The 17,446-nt window shown below is 74.3% G+C and carries 15 protein-coding genes; 4 read left to right on the forward strand and 11 right to left on the reverse strand.

The features are described from left to right. Positions 1–323: 323 nt before the first annotated feature. The 9 genes from ABD198_RS08640 to ABD198_RS08680 form a co-directional block, all read right to left on the reverse strand. Positions 324–614, reverse strand: a complete 291-nt coding sequence (locus ABD198_RS08640) for a hypothetical protein (RefSeq protein WP_343999111.1) — start codon at positions 612–614, stop codon at positions 324–326. A 108-nt stretch (positions 615–722) separates the two neighbouring features. Next, positions 723–1,208, reverse strand: a complete 486-nt coding sequence (locus ABD198_RS08645; protein WP_343999113.1) for an LAETG motif-containing sortase-dependent surface protein — start codon at positions 1,206–1,208, stop codon at positions 723–725. Positions 1,209–1,393: 185 nt separating this feature from the next. Beyond that, complete coding sequence (locus tag ABD198_RS08650; protein WP_425580439.1) at positions 1,394–1,594, reverse strand: hypothetical protein; 201 nt, start codon at positions 1,592–1,594, stop codon at positions 1,394–1,396. A gap of 116 nt (positions 1,595–1,710) precedes the next feature. Further along, the gene (gene nirD, locus ABD198_RS08655; protein ID WP_343999115.1) at positions 1,711–2,061 is read right to left on the reverse strand and encodes a nitrite reductase small subunit NirD; all 351 of its coding nucleotides are present in this window, start codon (positions 2,059–2,061) and stop codon (positions 1,711–1,713) included. Next, positions 2,058–4,667 (reverse strand): nitrite reductase large subunit NirB, encoded by a 2,610-nt coding sequence (gene nirB, locus ABD198_RS08660; RefSeq protein WP_343999117.1) that lies wholly within the window; start codon positions 4,665–4,667, stop codon positions 2,058–2,060. The genes nirD and nirB overlap by 4 nt, the downstream gene beginning before the upstream one ends. Continuing rightward, positions 4,668–5,885, reverse strand: a complete 1,218-nt coding sequence (locus tag ABD198_RS08665; RefSeq protein ID WP_343999119.1) for an NAD(P)/FAD-dependent oxidoreductase — start codon at positions 5,883–5,885, stop codon at positions 4,668–4,670. A 389-nt stretch (positions 5,886–6,274) separates the two neighbouring features. Further along, positions 6,275–6,931, reverse strand: a complete 657-nt coding sequence (locus ABD198_RS08670) for a class F sortase (protein ID WP_343999121.1) — start codon at positions 6,929–6,931, stop codon at positions 6,275–6,277. 114 nt (positions 6,932–7,045) lie between these two features. Beyond that, positions 7,046–7,603 carry a hypothetical protein gene (locus ABD198_RS08675; protein WP_343999123.1) on the reverse strand — a complete coding sequence of 186 codons (558 nt, stop codon included), beginning with the start codon at positions 7,601–7,603 and terminating at the stop codon, positions 7,046–7,048. A 442-nt stretch (positions 7,604–8,045) separates the two neighbouring features. Further along, positions 8,046–8,480, reverse strand: a complete 435-nt coding sequence (locus ABD198_RS08680; RefSeq protein WP_343999124.1) for a gamma-glutamylcyclotransferase family protein — start codon at positions 8,478–8,480, stop codon at positions 8,046–8,048. 199 nt (positions 8,481–8,679) lie between these two features. On the opposite strand from ABD198_RS08680, the gene ABD198_RS08685 reads away from it, so the two are divergent. Beyond that, a complete protein-coding gene (locus tag ABD198_RS08685) occupies positions 8,680–10,323 on the forward strand; it encodes a M4 family metallopeptidase (RefSeq protein WP_343999125.1) in 1,644 nt (547 codons plus the stop codon). 105 nt (positions 10,324–10,428) lie between these two features. Here the strand turns inward: ABD198_RS08685 and ABD198_RS08690 are convergent, their stop codons facing one another. Both ABD198_RS08690 and ABD198_RS08695 read right to left on the reverse strand, forming a co-directional pair. Beyond that, positions 10,429–12,744, reverse strand: a complete 2,316-nt coding sequence (locus tag ABD198_RS08690; RefSeq protein WP_343999126.1) for a molybdopterin oxidoreductase family protein — start codon at positions 12,742–12,744, stop codon at positions 10,429–10,431. Between the two features lie 151 nt (positions 12,745–12,895). After that, positions 12,896–13,597 carry a SanA/YdcF family protein gene (locus ABD198_RS08695; protein WP_343999128.1) on the reverse strand — a complete coding sequence of 234 codons (702 nt, stop codon included), beginning with the start codon at positions 13,595–13,597 and terminating at the stop codon, positions 12,896–12,898. Between the two features lie 232 nt (positions 13,598–13,829). On the opposite strand from ABD198_RS08695, the gene ABD198_RS08700 reads away from it, so the two are divergent. From ABD198_RS08700 to ABD198_RS08710, 3 genes are all read left to right on the forward strand, one after another. Further along, entirely contained in the window at positions 13,830–14,675 is an 846-nt protein-coding gene (locus ABD198_RS08700) for a sirohydrochlorin chelatase (RefSeq protein ID WP_343999130.1), read from the forward strand. Positions 14,676–14,704: 29 nt separating this feature from the next. Next, positions 14,705–16,027: a deoxyguanosinetriphosphate triphosphohydrolase gene (locus ABD198_RS08705; RefSeq protein ID WP_343999132.1), complete on the forward strand. Its 1,323-nt coding sequence runs from the start codon at positions 14,705–14,707 to the stop codon at positions 16,025–16,027. Positions 16,028–16,120: 93 nt separating this feature from the next. Further along, a complete protein-coding gene (locus ABD198_RS08710) occupies positions 16,121–17,386 on the forward strand; it encodes an NAD(P)/FAD-dependent oxidoreductase (protein ID WP_343999134.1) in 1,266 nt (421 codons plus the stop codon). Positions 17,387–17,446 lie beyond the last annotated feature (60 nt).

A 17,446-nucleotide genomic window follows, 5' to 3' on the forward strand; every position in this document is an offset into this window, starting at 1 on the left:
GCGTGCAGCTGCAAGGCGGAGGAGGGCGCCGATGCGGAGCATCGGCAACCGGTGACAACGCCGCAGATGCGCGTGCCGGACCCCGCGTCCGCGGGCTGATCCAAACGACAGGCCCTAGGAGCCGCGGGGCGTTGAGCCCTGGGGCACAAAGACCCCGGAGTCGTTGTCTGTCACCCGACCACCCTCACCGATCGGCATCGGCTCCGGACCACGAAGGAGAGGGCGGGCACCCGTGCGGGGGTGCCCGCCCTCTCTTCGTACGGCCGGGAACGCCGGTGTCCGGGCTGACGCCTGGTCAGCCGGGTCCGGAACGGGACGCCTGGTCAGCCGAGGCCGCGATGGGCGGCCCACAACTCGGCGGCCCGGCCGGCGGCGTCGGAGATCAACGCCGCCAGCGCGGGCTCGTCGGGGACCCGGAACGAGACGTAGTTGCCCCGGCCGCCCTCGACGGGCCGGCCATACGCCTTGGCCGCGAGACGGCCGTCGGGCAGCAGCCGGATGTTGAGGGTGGTCAGGTGGTAGGTCTGCCCGCGCCGGGTGTCCGTCCAGCGCAGCTCCTCGGGGACGGTCACGTTGATGGCCAGAGCACTCACTTCCAGATCGTCGCTGCTCATGGCCGGATCATGTCACGCGGCCCGCGACGGGCCGTCGCCCGAGCGGAAGCCGGGGAGCCCGCGGCACGGGACGGCGGGCTCCCCGGAACGCGGCCGTCCGGCGACCGGTCAGCGGGCGTCGCGGCGCCTGCGGGCGGCGATGAGCAGGCCGCCGCCCGCGAGGACCACGACCGCGCCGGCCCCCGCGATGTACGGGGTGGCGTCGTTGCCGCCGGTCTCGGCGAGGTCCGTGCCGGACCCGCCCTCGGCGTCCGTGCCGGAGGACTCCTTGGCACCGGTGCCGCCGCCGCCCTCCGACTCCTTGGCACCGGTGCCGCCGCCCTCCGACTCGCCCTGGTCGCCGCGGGGCTTGAAGCCGGCCGGCGGCTTGTCGCAGCCGATGCCGTCGCCGTCCCGGTCAAGTCGCTTGGCGTAGTGCTGGTCGCCCGCCGGGATGTTGGAGTACCCGTTGTTGTAGGCCTCGGTGCAGTTGGCGAACGGGTGGTTGCCGTCGTGGGCCACGGCGGTGGCCGGGACGGCGGCCAGGGCCAGCGCGGCGAGGGCCGCGGCTGACGCGCGGGCGGACGTGCGGGCGGACGTGCGGATCGGGTTCATGGACGAATCCCCCCAGTGGTGCGTGTGCTCGGTTTCGAGATGGACGAAGCTACTGAGCACCCCGGGACATGGGGGAGATATGAAGAAGCCGTGACAGGAACGTGACGTGACCGGAGGGTAGCTCTCCGCAACAGCCTGCGGAGGTCCGCCTGATGACGCACCGTCAGGTAAGGTCGCCGCCCCCGTCAGGCCGGCAGGGCGGGCCGTTCTCTGGGGCGGGAACCCGAGCCGTCCGAGGCGCCGAGGGACTCCGGCGGGGACGCCGAGGGGAGGCTGATCACCGCGTCCAGGCCGCCCGTCGCCGCCGCCCGCAGCGCCGCCTCGCCGCCGCTCGCACGGGCCAGCCGCTGCACCAGGGCCCGACCCAGGCCCGTGCCGCCCTTCAAGACGGCCGGGCGGTGAGAACCGCACGACCCCGCCCGACCCCGACGACCGAGCGCGCATCTCGGGGTCACCCCCCGGGGATGCGCGCTCGGCTGTGTTCGCGAACTGACCGGACCGCTCAGGCCGCCTTCACCTCGTAGGCCGTCACACGGACCGCCTCGTCGTCCAGGCACTGCCCGGTCCCCAGGTCGAAGCGCTGCTTGAGCAGCGGGGAGGCGACGAACGGGCGGCCCTGGTGGGAGCCGGTGAGGCCGCGGGAGAGCACCGCCGCGCCGGTGAACGGGTCGCAGTTGTCGATCGCGTAGAGGTTCCCGGCCCGGTCGGTGAAGACGGCGACCTGGCGGCCGTCGGGCAGCAGGGCCGCCACTCCGCGGCCCGGGATCAGCGTGCTCAGGTCGCAGACCGTGAACCAGCCGTCCGCCAGGCGGAGCTGCACCTTCAGATCGGTGGTCTCGAGTGCCAGGGTCATCGCTGGGCGCTTCCTTCCAGGATCTCGTCAGCGGGTCGCCGGCCGATGTTCAGCAGCGGCAGGTCGGGCTTGATCTGGTCGCGTTCGGGGACGAAGGAGACCACCGGGTCCGGGGTGTCCGGGGCGTTCACGAAGGACACGAACCGGGCCAGCTTCTCGGGGTCGTTGACGGTCTCGGCCCACTCGTCGCGGTAGTCGGCGACATGGGCGGCCATCAGGGCCTCCAGCTCGTCGCAGATGCCGAGCGAGTCGTGGACGACCACGTCCCGCACGTGCTCAAGGCCGCCGGGGATGCGCTCCAGCCAGGTGGAGGTGCGCTCCAGCCGGTCGGCGGTGCGGATGTAGAACATCAGGAACCGGTCGATCAGCCGGATCAGCTCGGCGTCCGACAGGTCCTGCGCCAGCAGGTCGGCGTGGCGCGGGGTGGCGCCGCCGTTGCCGCCGGCGTAGAGGTTCCAGCCGTTGGCGGTGGCGATCACACCGAAGTCCTTCGACTGGGCCTCGGCGCACTCCCGCTGGCAGCCGGAGACCGCCGACTTCAGCTTGTGCGGCGACCTCAGCCCCCGGTAGCGCAGCTCCAGGTCGATCGCCATGCGGACGGAGTCCTGGACGCCGTAGCGGCACCAGGTCCGGCCCACGCAGGACTTCACCGTGCGCAGCGACTTGCCGTAGGCGTGGCCGGACTCGAAACCGGCGTCCACCAGCCGGGCCCAGATCAGCGGGAGCTGCTCCACGCGGGCGCCGAACATGTCGATCCGCTGACCGCCGGTGATCTTCGTGTAGAGGCCGAAGTCGCGGGCGATCTCGCCGATGACGATGAGCTTTTCCGGCGCGATCTCACCGCCGGGGATGCGCGGCACCACCGAGTACGAGCCGTTCTTCTGCAGGTTGGCCAGGAAGTGGTCGTTGGTGTCCTGCAGGGCCGCCTGCTCGCCGTCCAGGACGTAGGTGCTGGCGCCGATCGTGGGGGCGAGGGAGGCGATGATCGAGGCCACGGCCGGCTTGCAGATCTCGCAGCCGTCGCCGCCCCGGGCGCCCTCCCGGCCGTACCGGTCGAGGAGGTCCTGGTAGGAGGTGATGCGCAGGGCGAGGACGATCTCGTACAGCTCCTCGCGGGTCTGGCCGAAACAGCCGCACAGGCCCTTGTCGACCTCGACGCCGCTCGCCTCCAGCTCGGCGTTGACCAGCTGCCCCAGCACCTTGACGCAACTGCCGCAGCCGGTACCGGCCTTGGTGCACTTCTTCACCTCGGGCACGGTGGTGCACCGGTGCTCGGTAACCGCGCCGCGGATGGTGCCCTTGGTGATGTTGTGGCAGGAGCAGATCACCGCGTCGTCCGGCAGTGCGGACGGGCCGAGCTGGGCGGACTCGCCGGCCCCCGCGGGCAGCACCAGCGACTCCGGTGCGACCGGCGGCACCGAGCCGGTCAGGGCGCGCAGCGTGCCGTACGCCTCCGCGTCGCCGACCAGGATGCCGCCGAGCAGGGTGCCGTCCCGGCCGATGACCAGCTTCTTGTACAGGCCGGCGCGGGAGTCGGAGTAGACGACGTCCAGGCAGCCCTCGGTGGTGCCGTGGGCGTCGCCGAAGGACGCCACGTCCACGCCGAGCAGCTTCAGCTTGGTCGACAGGTCGGCGCCGGTGAAGGCGGAGGCGTCCCCGGCGATCGTCGCGGCGGCCGTCCCGGCCTGCTCGTAGCCGGGGGCCACCAGGCCGTACACCCGGCCGTCCGCGGCCAGCGCGCACTCGCCGATGGCGAAGACGTTCGGGTCGCTGACCGTGCGGCACTGCTCGTCCACGGTGATGCCGCCGCGCTCGCCGACCTGAAGCCCGCAGTCGCGGGCCAGCTGGTCGCGGGGGCGGACACCGGCGGAGAACACCACCATGTCGGTGGCGAGTCCGGAGCCGTCGGACAGCTTCATCCCGGTGACCGCGCCGGACTCGTCGACCACGATCTCCTGGGTGCCGACCCCGGTGTGGACGGTCAGGCCCATCTCCTCGATGGTGCGCAGCAGCGCCGCGCCGCCGCCCTCGTCGACCTGCACCGGCATCAGCCGCGGCGCGAACTCCACGATGTGCGCGGCCAGTCCGAGCCCCTTCAGGGCACCCGCCGCCTCCAGCCCCAGCAGACCGCCGCCGACCACCGCGCCGGTCTTCGCCCTGCTCCGCGCGTACTCCTCGATGGCGAGGATGTCCTCGATGGTGCGGTAGACGAAGCAGCCCTCGGCGTCCTTGTTCGGCACCGGAGGCACGAACGGGTAGGAGCCGGTGGCCAGGACGAGGACGTCGTAGCCGACGACCAGACCCGAGCGAGCGGTGACCTTGCGTGCCTCGCGGTCGATGCTCGCGGCCGGGTCGCCGACATGCAGCTCGATGCCGTGGCCCTCGATGAACTGCAGGTCCGTCAGCGACAGGTCCTCGGGGGTCCGCCCCGAGAAGTACGAGGTGAGCTGCACACGGTCGTACGCGGGGCGCGGCTCCTCGCACAGCACGACCACGCGGTGCGTGGCGGTCAGGCCGCGTTCGGCGAGCGCCTCGAGGAAGCGCTGGCCGACCATGCCGTGGCCGACGAGCACGATCGTGGGGGTGCCCCCCGGGTTGGCGGTCATTCAGGAGCCTCCATCGTTGGTGAGCAGGTGGAGCAGCGGCCCGCCGCCGGAGGGGAGCGGCTCTGCTCCCTCCCAGGCGCGCGCCAGGGCGCCGACGGTGCCGAGTTCGCCGACCAGGACCCCGCCGACCAGGCGGTCCTCGCGGACGACGACCTTGCGGTAGGTGCCGCGGGTGGCGTCGGTGAGCTGCACGACGTCGTCGCCGGGCAGCGGCTCGGCCCGGCCGAACGCGGCGAGGTCGAAGGGGCTGTCGGGCCCGGTGAGCGTCAGCCGGGTCAGGGACCGGGTGCCGGTGTAGCGGGCGCCGGTGTCGCCGGCGAGCAGCGCGGCGAGCGCGTCGGCCTGTTCCAGCGCCGGGGCGGCCAGCCCGTAGACCGTCCCGGCGTGCTGGACGCAGTCCCCGACGGCGTGGATGTACGGGTCGGAGGTGCGCAGTTCGTCGTCGACGACGACGCCCTTGCCGACCTCCAGTCCGGCCGCCTGGGCGAGAGAGACCCTCGGGAGCACCCCGCAGGCCAGCACCACCAGGTCGGCGTCGAGCGCATAGCCGTCGGCCATCTCCACCGAGCGGACCGCACCGGCGACGCAGCGCACATCGCGCACCCGGCACTCGGTGTGCACCTCCACGCCGAGGCCGGTCAGATGCCGCTCGACCAGCGCGGACGCGGCCGGGTCGAGCTGGCGCTCCATCAGCCGCTCGGCCTGCTGGGCGAGGACCACCTGGGCGCCGCGCACGGCGAGCGCCCGGGCCGTGGACACCCCCAGCAGGCCGCCGCCGATGACGACCGCCCGCACGCCCGGCCGCACCGCCTTGGCCAGGCCCAGGCAGTCGTCCATGGTGCGGAAGGCGTGCACGCCCTCGGGCAGCTCGGGGCCGGTGGTGAACAGTCCGCGCAGCGGCGGCAGCACCGGGTTGGAGCCGGTGGCCAGCACCAGCCGGTCGTAGGCGATCACCGAGCCGTCCGCGCAGGAGACGGTCCGGCCGGCGCGGTCGATGCCGGTGACCCGGGCGCGGGTCAGCGCGGCGGGCGCCGGCAGGGCGGTCACCTCGGGGCTGTAGCGTCCGGCCAGCACCTCGGCGAGCAGCACCCGGTTGTAGGGCCGGTGCTCCTCCTCGCCGATCAGCGTCACGGGCGTGCCCAGCTCGCCGAGCCGCCGGGCGAGCCGTACGCCCGCGAGGCCGGAGCCGATCACCACCACACGCTCGTTCGAGGTCATGCCATCGAGCGTGCGGTGCGGGTGTTACCCGGTGGCATCACTCCTGTTTCCCGCGCGGAACGCTGCCCTCAGCGGGGGAGGGGCGGGGGTGTGAGGGCCCTCGCGGGGGGAGGCGAGGCGGGGACGCCCCGCCCCCGCCGTGGAGTCCATCGCCTGCTTCTGCGCCGCCGAACTCCCCGCCAGCGCCGTCAAGCACAGCGGGGCGAGCCGGGTCACGGTCGACGCCTGTTGGCCACGGACTGGCCTTGTTGCAGTACGAGGTCGGTCACGGCGTCGTCCCTGGCATCGGCCGCCTATGTCCCGGTGGGCCACGTCAAAGTGCCCGGGGCGCCCGCCACCCGACCGCGGGGAGTGATCGGACGGTGCTCCGCCCGAGAGCTGAGGCCCGGTCAGCGGCTGCCGGTCAGGTGGGCGAAGACGACGACGTTGCCCCGGTAGCCGGTGGTGCGGGAGTAGCCGCCGCCGCAGGTGATGACGCGCAGCTCGGGGCGGTCGGCCGCGCCGTAGACCTTGTGGTCGGGGAAGTTCTTCGCCTGGTAGACCTCGACGGCGTCCACGGTGAACACGGCGACGGTGCCGTCCCGGCGGTCCACCTCGATGGTGCTGCCCTTGCGCAGGGCGCCCAGGGAGTAGAACACGGCGGGGCCGTCCGCGCTGTCGACATGGCCAGCGACGATCGCGGTGCCCGTCTCGCCGGGGGTGGTGCCCTCCTCGTACCAGCCGGCGAGGTCCGGCCGCTCGGCGGGCGGGACGTCGAGGCTGCCGGAGGCGGTCAGGCCGAGCCCCGTGAGCGGGGCGTCCACCTCGATCGCGGGAATCCGGATCCGGTCGGGCGCCGAGGGGGCCATCGCGGGTGCCGAGGAACGGCCGCCGCCGTGGCCGTCGCCCTGGCCCGAGCGGGCCGCCTGCGCGGCGGACGGCTGCGGCGGCGCGTGCGGTGCGGCGCCGTCGCGCAGCAGCCATATCCCCGAGCACAGCGCGAACACCGTGACCGCGGCTATCGCGGTGTTGCCCGGACTGCCGATACGGCGGATGCTGCGGCGCATGACCAACTGACCTCTCCTGATCGGGTCCCGTGCCCCCCTCCGGGCCGCGAGGGGCGTCGGACCCGGAGGGGGAGGGACATGCGGTACCGGCGGACGGGCAGCGGAGGGTGCCCGTCAGATCCCGTCGCCTCTCGCCCGGCGATGCAGGAGCCAGGTACCGCCCGCGGCGGCGACGGCCAGGGCTGCCACGCCTGCCGCGGTCTGCACGGGGCCGGGGCCCAGGGCGCCCCCGACCCCCGTCTTCACACTTCCCCGGGGATACACCTGCTGGGCCTCGGACGACAGCGTGACCACCAGGTCACCCGTCACCCGCCGGCCGCTGCCCGCGCAGGTGGCGACGATCTCGTACGTCCCCGGCTGTGCGCTCGGCGGCACCCGGAACTGCCCGGTGATCTCCCGCTCGCCGGCGCCCGGCGCCAGCGTGAAGCGGCCCGCGCCCACGGCGGTGGCGTCGCCCTCCGTCGTGCCCTCGCCGTCGCAGGCCCCGGTGTGCACCGTGACCTGCCCGCCCGGCACGGCCGACGACGGGTGGACGTCCAGGCTCCCGGCCGACGCGTCGAAGGGGCGGCCGTCCGGGGCGGCGGGCTGACCGGCGTGCGCGGGCACGGCGAACGCCCCCGCGGCGGCCAGGGCGAGCGCGGTGCCGGTCAGCAGCCGGGCGGTACCTCGCATCGATGCTCCCTCCAGCTCACGAAGGGCCGCACCCCGCAGCACCCCCATGTGCCGCCGTCGGACGCGTCCCTGCTCTACCGAGGTAAGTGCCAGCGCGCCCGGCCCGCTCCCCGAGGGCACGTCAGGGGGCGGGCTGAACGGGTGTCAGGAGGGGCGGCACCGCCCCAGCGCGCCCGGTGTTTCAGCAGGTCACCGGCGCCCGGACGGGCGAGGGAAACGGAATGGCCGAAGAGTGGTCCGGCGCGGCGGTGAACGGGTGACCGCCCCGGCACCTCGTCCCTTCGCCCCCCGCCCCGTCGTCCGCCCGCGCCCCGTCGTCCGGTTCCGCCCGCGGACGCGGGGCGGCCACCCCGAGGCCGACGATGCTCGGCACGAGAAGATCGCTCCGCCCGCGGACGCGGGGCGGCCACCGCCGATGCCCGGCCTGCGTCGCCCCGCCGCATCAAGGCGACGGGCGCTGCACCCGCCCCCGGCCCCGCCAGTCCCCGCCGGCGACCAGCTCACCGCGGGCCCGCAGCCGGGCCGCCACGGCGGGCGCGGCGAGGTACACCCAGGCCCGCACCTCCGCCCCGTCGCGCTCGCGCACGACCCGCCGCACCACCCGCTCGTAGAGATTGCGCGGATCGCCCGGCGCGTAGTCCTCCAGCCGGTCCAGCTCCGCCAGCAGCGCCGGGTACTCCGTCTCCCGCGCGGTGACCAGCTCCCCGCTGACCACGCCGCCCGGTTGCTCCACGGCGTAGGGGTAGCCCGGCCCCTCGTAGAGCACCGCGCCCGGCAGCCGGCCCGGCTCCTCGGCCAGGGTGCGGCCGCGCAGGAAGCGGTCGTGGTTGACCTCGCCGGGACGGAGGGTGCCGTAGACGAAGAAGGGGAGAATCACGCGTTTCACCTGCGGGGACGGTCGGCGGTGCCCCTCTGCACGGAAGTGCCACGGGAGCCTTGCAGGAACGATTCTCACCCCTCACACACCCGCACATTCACGGTATGGACATGCCATGTCCGGTCCCACTTGAATCGCGGTCACCATCCCCGCCGCCCCTCTCCCCACCTGCATCGGGGCGCCCGTTCCAGGAGACCGCTTGAGCCCGATACGGCACGTCCGACGTCCCCGCCTCGTGACCGCCGGTGTGGCGGTCGCCGGCACCGCCCTGCTGGCCGCCGCGCTCACCCCCACCGCCGGCGCCGCCGACCGGCCGACCCGCTCCACCGCGCTCGCCCACGCCGCCGCGGCCCTCGAAGAGCACGCCGCCGCCCTGGGCCTGACCACCGCCCAGGACACCAAGGTGCGGGACGTGATCGTGGACCGGGACGGCACCCAGCACATCCGCTACGACCGCACCTACCGCGGACTGCCCGTCCTCGGCGGCGACTTCGTCCTGCACCTCGCCCCCGACGGCACCTACCGCGGGGCCGACCGCGCCACCGAGGCCGCGATCGACCTGCCCACCGTCACCCCGAAGCTCGCCGCTCCGAAGGCCGCCGACCTCGCCGCGAAGCTGCTGCGCGCCGCCAACGCCGGCGAGACCCTCAAGCGGCTCACCGCCAAGGCCCGGCTGGTCGTCGACGCCCTGCACGGCGCGCCCCGGCTGGCCTGGCGCACCGACGCGGTGGCCCAGGACGGCCTCGGCAACCCGGTCGCCCGCACCGTGCTCACCGACGCGCACAGCGGCGACCGCATCGACAGCTGGGACAGCCTGGCGACCGTCTCCGGCGACGGCGAGTCCCTCTACGGCGGCACCGTCCCGCTTCAGACCACCGCCTCCGGGTCGGGGTACCAGCTCAAGGACCCCACCCGCGGCGGCACCTACACCGGCGACGCGGCCAACAAGACCGACCTGTGCGTGCTGAACGTCTGCCTCACTCGCGCCCCCGCCACCGTCTTCACCGACGACGACAACCACTGGGGCAGCGGCGACGAGTCCGACCGGGCGACGGTCGCGGTGGACGCCCAGTACGGCACCGACGTCACCTGGGACTACTACGAGGACGTTCACGGCCGCCGCGGCATCGCCGGCGACGGCAAGGGCTCGTACAACCGCGTCCACTACGGCAACAAGTACAACAACGCCTTCTGGGACGACAGCTGCTTCTGCATGACCTACGGCGACGGCGACGGCACCCAGATGGGCCCGCTGGTCTCGCTGGACGTCGCCGGGCACGAGATGACCCACGGTGTGACCTCGAAGACGGCCGGCCTGGTCTACTCGGGCGAGTCCGGCGGGCTCAACGAGGCCACCTCCGACATCTTCGGCACCCTGGTCGAGTTCCACGCGGCCAACGCCGAGGACCCCGGCGACTATCTGATCGGCGAGACCATCGTCCGGGACGGCTTCGGCAAGGACGCCCTGCGCTACATGGACAAGCCCTCCAAGGACGGCAAGTCCGCCGACTGCTGGAGCCCCTCGGTCAAGGACCTCGACGTCCACTACTCCTCGGGCGTCGCCAACCACTTCGCCTACCTGCTCGCCGAGGGCAGCGGTGCCAAGACCCTCGGCGGCGTCGCCCACAACTCCCCGACCTGCGACGGCTCCACGGTCACCGGCATCGGCCGCGCCAAGCTCGGCAAGATCTGGTACCGCGCGCTGACCGTGCACATGACCTCGTCGACCGACTACGCGGGCGCCCGCACCGCCACCCTGAAGGCGGCCGCCGACCTCTACGGCGAGGGCGGCACCGAGCACCGCGCGGTCGCGGCGGCGTGGAGCGCGGTCGGCGTGAACTGACCGCGCCCTACCGAGGCGACGGGCCGACCGCGCCCTTCGTAGGTGACGGGCCGGCGGCGTCCCGCGCAGTGGCCGACGGCGCCCTTCGGAGCGCCGTCGGCGCGCTCAGGGGCGCACCGCCTCCACCCGCACCGCGCACGCCTTGAACTCCGGCATCCGCGAGGTCGGGTCCAGGGCCGGGTTGGTGAGGGTGTTGGCGCGGCCCTCGCCCGCCCAGTGGAAGGGCATGAACACCGTGTCGGGCCGGACCGCGGTGGTGATCCGGGCCGGCGCCACCGCCCGGCCCCGCCGGGACACCACGGCCACCGGGTCGCCCTCGGCCGCGCCGAGCCGCTCCGCCAGCCGCGGATGCAGCTCGACGAACGGGCCGGGGGCGGCGGCGTTCAGTTCGTCCACCCGCCGGGTCTGGGCGCCGGACTGGTACTGGGCCACCACCCGCCCGGTGGTCAGCAGCAGCGGGTACTCCTCGTCCGGCTCCTCGGCGATCGCCCGGTACGAGACGGGGACGAAGCGGGCGCGGCCGTCCTCGGTGGCGAACCGGTCGAGGAAGAGGCGGCCAGTGCCCGGATGGACCCCGGCATTGGCGGGTGTCTCGTCCCGCACCGGGTCGTCGGCCACGGCGTCCGGTGAGGCCTCCAGCGAGGCGTCCTCGGAGTCGCCGGTGTCCGGCACACCGTCCCCGGTGTCCGGCACACGGTCTCCGGTGTCCGGCACACGGTCTCCGGTGTCCGGCACACGGTCTCCGGTGTCCGGCACACCGTCCCAGGTGCCGGGGGCGCCGTCCCAGGTGTCCGGCGCACCGTCCGCGGAGGGCTTTGCCGGGCACGGCCAGAACACGCCGTTCTCCTCCGCCAGCCGGCGGTAGGTGATCCCGGAGTAGTCGGCGGGCCCGCCCGCGCTCGCCCGGCGCAGCTCCTCGAAGACCTCCTCGGGGTCGGTCGGGAAGCCCTTCTCCACGCCGAGCCGGGCCGCCAGTTCGTGCAGCACGTACAGGTCGCTGTGTACGCCCTCGGGCGGGGCGATCGCTCGGCGGCGCAGCAGTACCCGCCCCTCGAGGCTGGTCGTGGTCCCCGTCTCCTCCGCCCATTGGGTGACCGGCAGCACGACATCGGCGAGCGCGGCCGTCTCCGACAGCACCACGTCGCACACCGCGAGGAAGTCCAGCGACCTGATCCGCTGCTCGATGTGCGCGGCGCGCGGCGCCGACACCACCGGGTTGGAGCCCATCAGCAGCAGCGCGCGGATGTCGGTGCCCAGCGCGTCCAGCAGCTCGTAGGCGCTGCGTCCCGGTCCGGGCAGCGAGTCCGGGTCCACGCCCCACACCTCGGCGACGTGCCGCCGCGCCTGCGGGTCGGTGAGCTTGCGGTAGCCGGGCAACTGGTCGGCCTTCTGGCCGTGTTCGCGCCCGCCCTGCCCGTTGCCCTGCCCGGTCAGGCAGCCGTAGCCGGACAGCGGGCGGCCCGCCCGGCCCGTCGCCAGCACCAGGTTGATCCAGGCGCTGACCGTGTCCGTGCCCTTGGACTGCTGCTCGGGACCGCGGGCGGTGAGCACCATGGCGTGCTCCGGCTCGCAGAACAGCCGTACCGCCTCCCGCAGCCGGGGCACCGGCACGCCGGTGATCCGCTCCACGTACTCCGGCCAGTGCGCCATCGCCGCCGCCCGGGTCTCCTCCCAGCCGGCCGTGCGCTCCTGGATGTACCGCTCGTCGGTGCGGCCCTCGGCGACCACCAGATGCAGCAGGCCCAGGGCCAGCGCCAGATCGGTGCCGGGCCGGGGCGCCAGATGCAGGTCGGCCTGCTCGGCGGTCCGGGTGCGGCGCGGGTCGATGACGATCAGCGTGCCGCCGTTCTCCTTCAGCTCGGTGAAGTAGCGCAGCGACGGCGGCATGGTCTCGGCCGGGTTGGAGCCGACCAGGATCACGCAGCCGGTGCGCGGGATGTCCTCCAGCGGGAACGGCAGCCCGCGGTCCAGGCCGAAGGCCCTGCTCCCGGCCGCCGCGGCCGAGGACATGCAGAACCGCCCGTTGTAGTCGATCTGCGAGGTGCCGAGGACGACCCGGGCGAACTTCCCCAGCGAGTACGCCTTCTCGTTGGTCAGCCCGCCCCCGCCGAACACGCCGACCGCGTCCGCCCCGTACCGCTCGCGGGTGCCCCGCAGCCCCTCGGCGATCCGCCCCAGCGCCTCGTTCCATCCGGCCGGCTCCAGCGTGCCGCCCGGTGAGCGCACCAGCGGGGTGGTCAGCCGTACCGCGGAGGCGAGCACCGCGGGCGCGGTCCGTCCCTTGCCGCACAGGGCACCCCGGTTCACCGGGAAGTCCGCCCGCTCGCTCACCTCGACGGTGCCGTCGGCGGCGGGCGTCAGATTCATCCCGCACTGCAGGGCGCAGTAGGGGCAGTGGGTGGGCGTCACGGTGTTCTGCATGCGCTTCAGCGTGCGTCGCCGGTGTTACGCCGCACGCCGGCTGCTGTTACGCGCCCGGTACGGCGGCCTCCCCGTGCCCTCGGGAGGGCGGTGAGGTCCGTCGAGCCGGCCGGTCATGCCGCTGCACCGGCTGCCGTTCACGGGTGCCGTTTCACCGCGTTCCGCTCTCCGCCAGCGCCTGCCGCACCCCCGGTTCCCGCGGCCCGAGGAACCGCGGGTCCGGGCGGAGGGCGGCGTCGGCGTCCGCCTTGCCCGCCGCCAGGACCTCCCGGACCCCGCCGTAGTACCAGGTGCCGTCGTGCGGCTCGTCCACGCCGACGCCGTAGGAGGTGACCCCGGCCGCCTGGCACAGGGCCACCGCCCGGTGGATGTGGAAGCCCTGGCTGATCAGGACCGCCCGGTCCACGCCGAAGATCTTCTTGGCGCGCACACAGGAGTCCCAGGTGTCGAAGCCCGCGTAGTCGCTGACGATGCGCCCGTCCGGCACGCCCTGCCGGGTCAGATAGGCGCGCATCGCGTCCGGCTCGTCGTAGCCGGCGCGGCTGTTGTCACCGGTCACCAGCACCACCTCGATGCGGCCCGCCCGGTACAGCCCGGCCGCCGCGTCCAGCCGGTGCGCCAGGTACGGTGACGGCTCCCCGCGCCACAGGCCCGCGCCGAAGACCACGGCGACCTGGGTCCGCGGCACGTCCGCGACGGTGTGCAGCCGGTCCCCGGCCGCCAGCCGCAGCCAGGCCGCGGGCAGCAGCGCCAGCGCGCATCCGGCCATCACGGCCTGCACCAGCCGCCGCTGCCCCCGGCGGGTGCGCGGCAGACGCGGCAGGCGCGGCACACGTTCGGTGAATCGGCGCATCGCTGCGGCCCCCCTCGGCTCGGTTCCGGCGCCTCGGCTCGGCTCCCGACCGTCCAAGACGCCCCGCCGCTCCCGCCGGTTCACGCGGCACCGTGTGACCGGCTTCACTCCGCCGGGCCGCCGCGCAGGCCAGGGCAGCTCACACGCCCGTCGGGCCCGGCCGTGAAGGGCTGGAAAACGCCCGTCACTCCCGTGCAACGGGGAGGCAATACGGCGCGGCCACCATCGGTGCATGACGGCGACGCACCTCGACAGTACGGCGGACCTCATGAACCGGATCGGCACCAGCCTCGCGGGACAGCTCGGTCTCGTCACGCTGAACGGCAGGCGCCGCCCGGCGCCGCCCGCCCTCGTGGTGGTGGCCCACGGCAGCCGCGACCCCCGCGCGCTGAGCACCGTACGGGAGCTCCTCGACGTGGTCCGCGCCCTGCGCCCCGGCCTGCCCGTGCACCTGGGCCACATCGAGCTGAACACCCCGCTGCTGCCCGACACGCTGGCCGCGCTCGGCACCGGCGAGGCGGTCCTGGTCCCGCTGCTGCTCAGCCGCGGCTACCACGTCAAACGCGACATCCCCGACATGGCCGCCCGCGCCGCGGCCCGCACCCGTCTGGCCCCCGCGCTCGGCCCGCACCCGCTGCTCGCCGAGGCGCTGCACGCCCGCCTCGCCGAGGCGGGCTGGCGCACGCCCGCGGACGGCGCCACCCGCCGCCGCAGCGCCGTGGTCCTCGCCGCGGCAGGCTCCCGCGACCCCGACTCCCGGGCCGGCACCGCACGCACCGCCCGGCTCCTCGCCGGCCGCCTGGGCGTCCCGGTCGTCGCCGCCTACGCCACCACCGCGGCCCCCACGGTCCCCGAGGCCGTCGCGGCGCTGGCCGCCCGCGGCCGCGACCGGGTGGCCGTCGCCTCCTGCTTCACCGCGCCCGGCCGCTTCGCCACCGAGTGCGCGCAGGCCGCCCCCGGGATCGTCTCGTCCCCCCTGGGCGCCCACGAGGCCATGGCCCGGCTCCTGCTCCACCGCTACGACGAGACGGCCGCCACCCCGGCGCACCCGGCCGCCTCCGAACTGGCGTCGGCGTAGAACGGCGGGCGCGGTACTACTGTCTGTACATGCACTACGACGAGTCCGCCGTGGAGCGCTGGGCCCCGGAGCCGGACAAGCGCCCCGGCCGCACCGCCTTCCAGCGCGACCGCGCCCGCATCCTGCACTCCTCGGCGCTGCGCAGGCTCGCCGGCAAGACTCAGGTCGTCACCCCCGGCCAGAGCGCGGGAGGCGCCTCCGCCTGGGACTCCAGCCCCCGCACCCGCCTCACCCACTCCCTGGAGTGCGCCCAGGTCGGGCGCGAGCTGGGCGCCGCCCTCGGCTGCGACCCCGACCTGGTGGAGGCCGCCTGCCTCGCCCACGACCTCGGCCACCCCCCGTTCGGCCACAACGGCGAGCAGGCGCTGAACGACTTCGCCGCCGACTGCGGCGGCTTCGAGGGCAACGCCCAGTCGCTGCGGCTGCTCACCCGCATCGAACCCAAGCGGTTCACCCCGGAGGGTTCGGTCGGCCTCAACCTCACCCGCGCCACCCTGGACGCCGCCACCAAGTACCCCTGGCCGCGCGGCGCCCACCCCACCGACCCGGCCTCCCCGAAGTTCGGCGTCTACGACGACGACCGCCCCGTCTTCGACTGGCTGCGCAAGGACGCCCCCGGCACCCGCACCTGCTTCGAGGCGCAGGTCATGGACTGGGCCGACGACGTGGCGTACTCCGTGCACGACGTGGAGGACGGCCTGCACGCCGGGCACATCGACCCCGCCTGCCTGAACGCCGAGCCGGAACGCCAGGACGTCTTCGCCGTGGCGATCGGCCGCTATGCCGACGCCGGAACCGACCCCGCCGAGCTGGCCGAGGCCCTCGACCGGCTCCTCGCCCAGGAGTGGTGGCCGCACGGCTACGACGGGACCGCCGTCGCCCAGGCCCGGCTGAAGGACGCCACCAGCCAGCTCATCGGCCGCTTCTGCCTCGCCGCCGAGGGCGCCACCCGGCAGGCTTGGCGGAGCGGCGGCCTCACCCGCTACGACGCCGAGCTGGTGGTGCCGCGCGGCACCCGCATGGAGTGCGCCGTGCTCAAGGCTGTCGCCGACCGCTACGTGATGCAGCGCGCCGAGCAGGAGCGGCTCCGCGCCGACCAGCGGATCGTCGTCATGGAGCTGGCCGAGCTGCTCACCTCCCGCGCCCCCGACGGTCTGGACCCGCAGTTCCGCACGCTGTTCGAGCAGGCGCCGGACGACCGCGCCCGCAAACGGGTGATCGTCGACCAGATCGCCTCGCTCACCGACGCCTCCGCCCGCTCGCTGCACGCCCGGATGACCGGCTCCGCACCGGGTATGACACCGGAAGGGACACCGGGGACCGCGCCGGGGGCAAAGACCGCCCGAATGTGACCGTAGGTGGCCTGATCGGGTCACTCCCTCTTCACGTGCCCGGCCCGGTGCGGGAGGCTCGCAAGTGGTGGCACCGCTACGAGGAGGCATCAAGTGGTCGACGCGGATCAGACATTCGTCATCGTCGGAGGCGGCCTGGCCGGCGCGAAGGCGGCCGAGACGCTGCGGGAGGAGGGCTTCACCGGCCGCGTGATACTGATCTGCGACGAGCGGGACCAGCCGTACGAGCGTCCGCCGCTGTCCAAGGGCTACCTGCTCGGCAAGAAGGAGCGGGAGAGCGTCTTCGTGCACGAGCCCGCCTGGTACGCGCGCCACGACGTCGAGCTGCACCTCGGGCAGACCGTCGACGCCGTCGACCCCGCCGCCCGCACCGTCCGCTTCGGCGAGGACGGCACCACCGTCCGCTACGACAAGCTGCTGCTGGCCACCGGCGCCGAACCCCGCCGCCTCGACATCCCGGGCACCGACCTGGCCGGCGTCCACCATCTGCGGCGCCTCGCCCACGCCGAACGGCTCCGGGGCGTGCTGGCCTCGCTCGGCCGGGACAACGGGCATCTGGTGATCGCCGGCGCCGGCTGGATCGGCCTGGAGGTCGCGGCCGCGGCCCGCGAGTACGGCGCCGAGGTCACCGTGGTGCACCGCGGCCCCGCCCCGCTGCACTCGGTCCTCGGGCCCGAGGTGGGCCAGATCTTCGCCGAGCTGCACCGCGAGCACGGCGTCCGCTTCCACTTCGGCGCCACCCTCACCGAGATCACCGGCCAGGACGGCGTGGTCCTCGCCGCCCGCACCGACGACGGCGAGGAGCACCCGGCGCACGCGGTCCTCGCCGCCATCGGCGCCGCCCCGCGCACCGCCCTCGCCGAATCGGCCGGCCTGGCCCTGGCCGACCCGGCGGACGGCGGCGGTGTCCTCGTCGACGAGTACCTGCGCACCTCCGACCCGCACATCCACGCCGCCGGCGACGTCGCCTCCTTCCCGCACCAGCTGTTCGGCACCCGGCTGCGGGTCGAGCACTGGGCCAACGCCCTCAACGGCGGACCGGCCGCCGCACGGGCCATGCTGGGGCGGGAGGAGAGCTACGACCGGCTGCCCTACTTCTTCACCGACCAGTACGACCTGGGCATGGAGTACTCGGGCTGGGCGCCGCGCGGCTCGTACGACCAGGTGGTGCTGCGGGGCGACGCGGGCAAGCGGGAGTTCATCGCGTTCTGGGTGAAGGAGGGCCGGGTGCTCGCCGGTATGAACGTGAACGTGTGGGACGTCGCCCAGCAGATCCAGCAGCTCATCCGCTCCCGGGCCCAGGTCGACACCGAGGCCCTGGCGGACCCGCACGTCCCGCTGGAGTCCCTCGCCTCCTGACCTCCCGCCCGGCCACGCTCCTGCCCTCACCCCCGTCTCACGCCGAGCAGGAGTGTCCGA

The organism is Streptomyces thermocarboxydovorans, from assembly GCF_039524635.1.
In the GTDB taxonomy this organism is placed as follows: domain Bacteria; phylum Actinomycetota; class Actinomycetes; order Streptomycetales; family Streptomycetaceae; genus Streptomyces; species Streptomyces thermocarboxydovorans.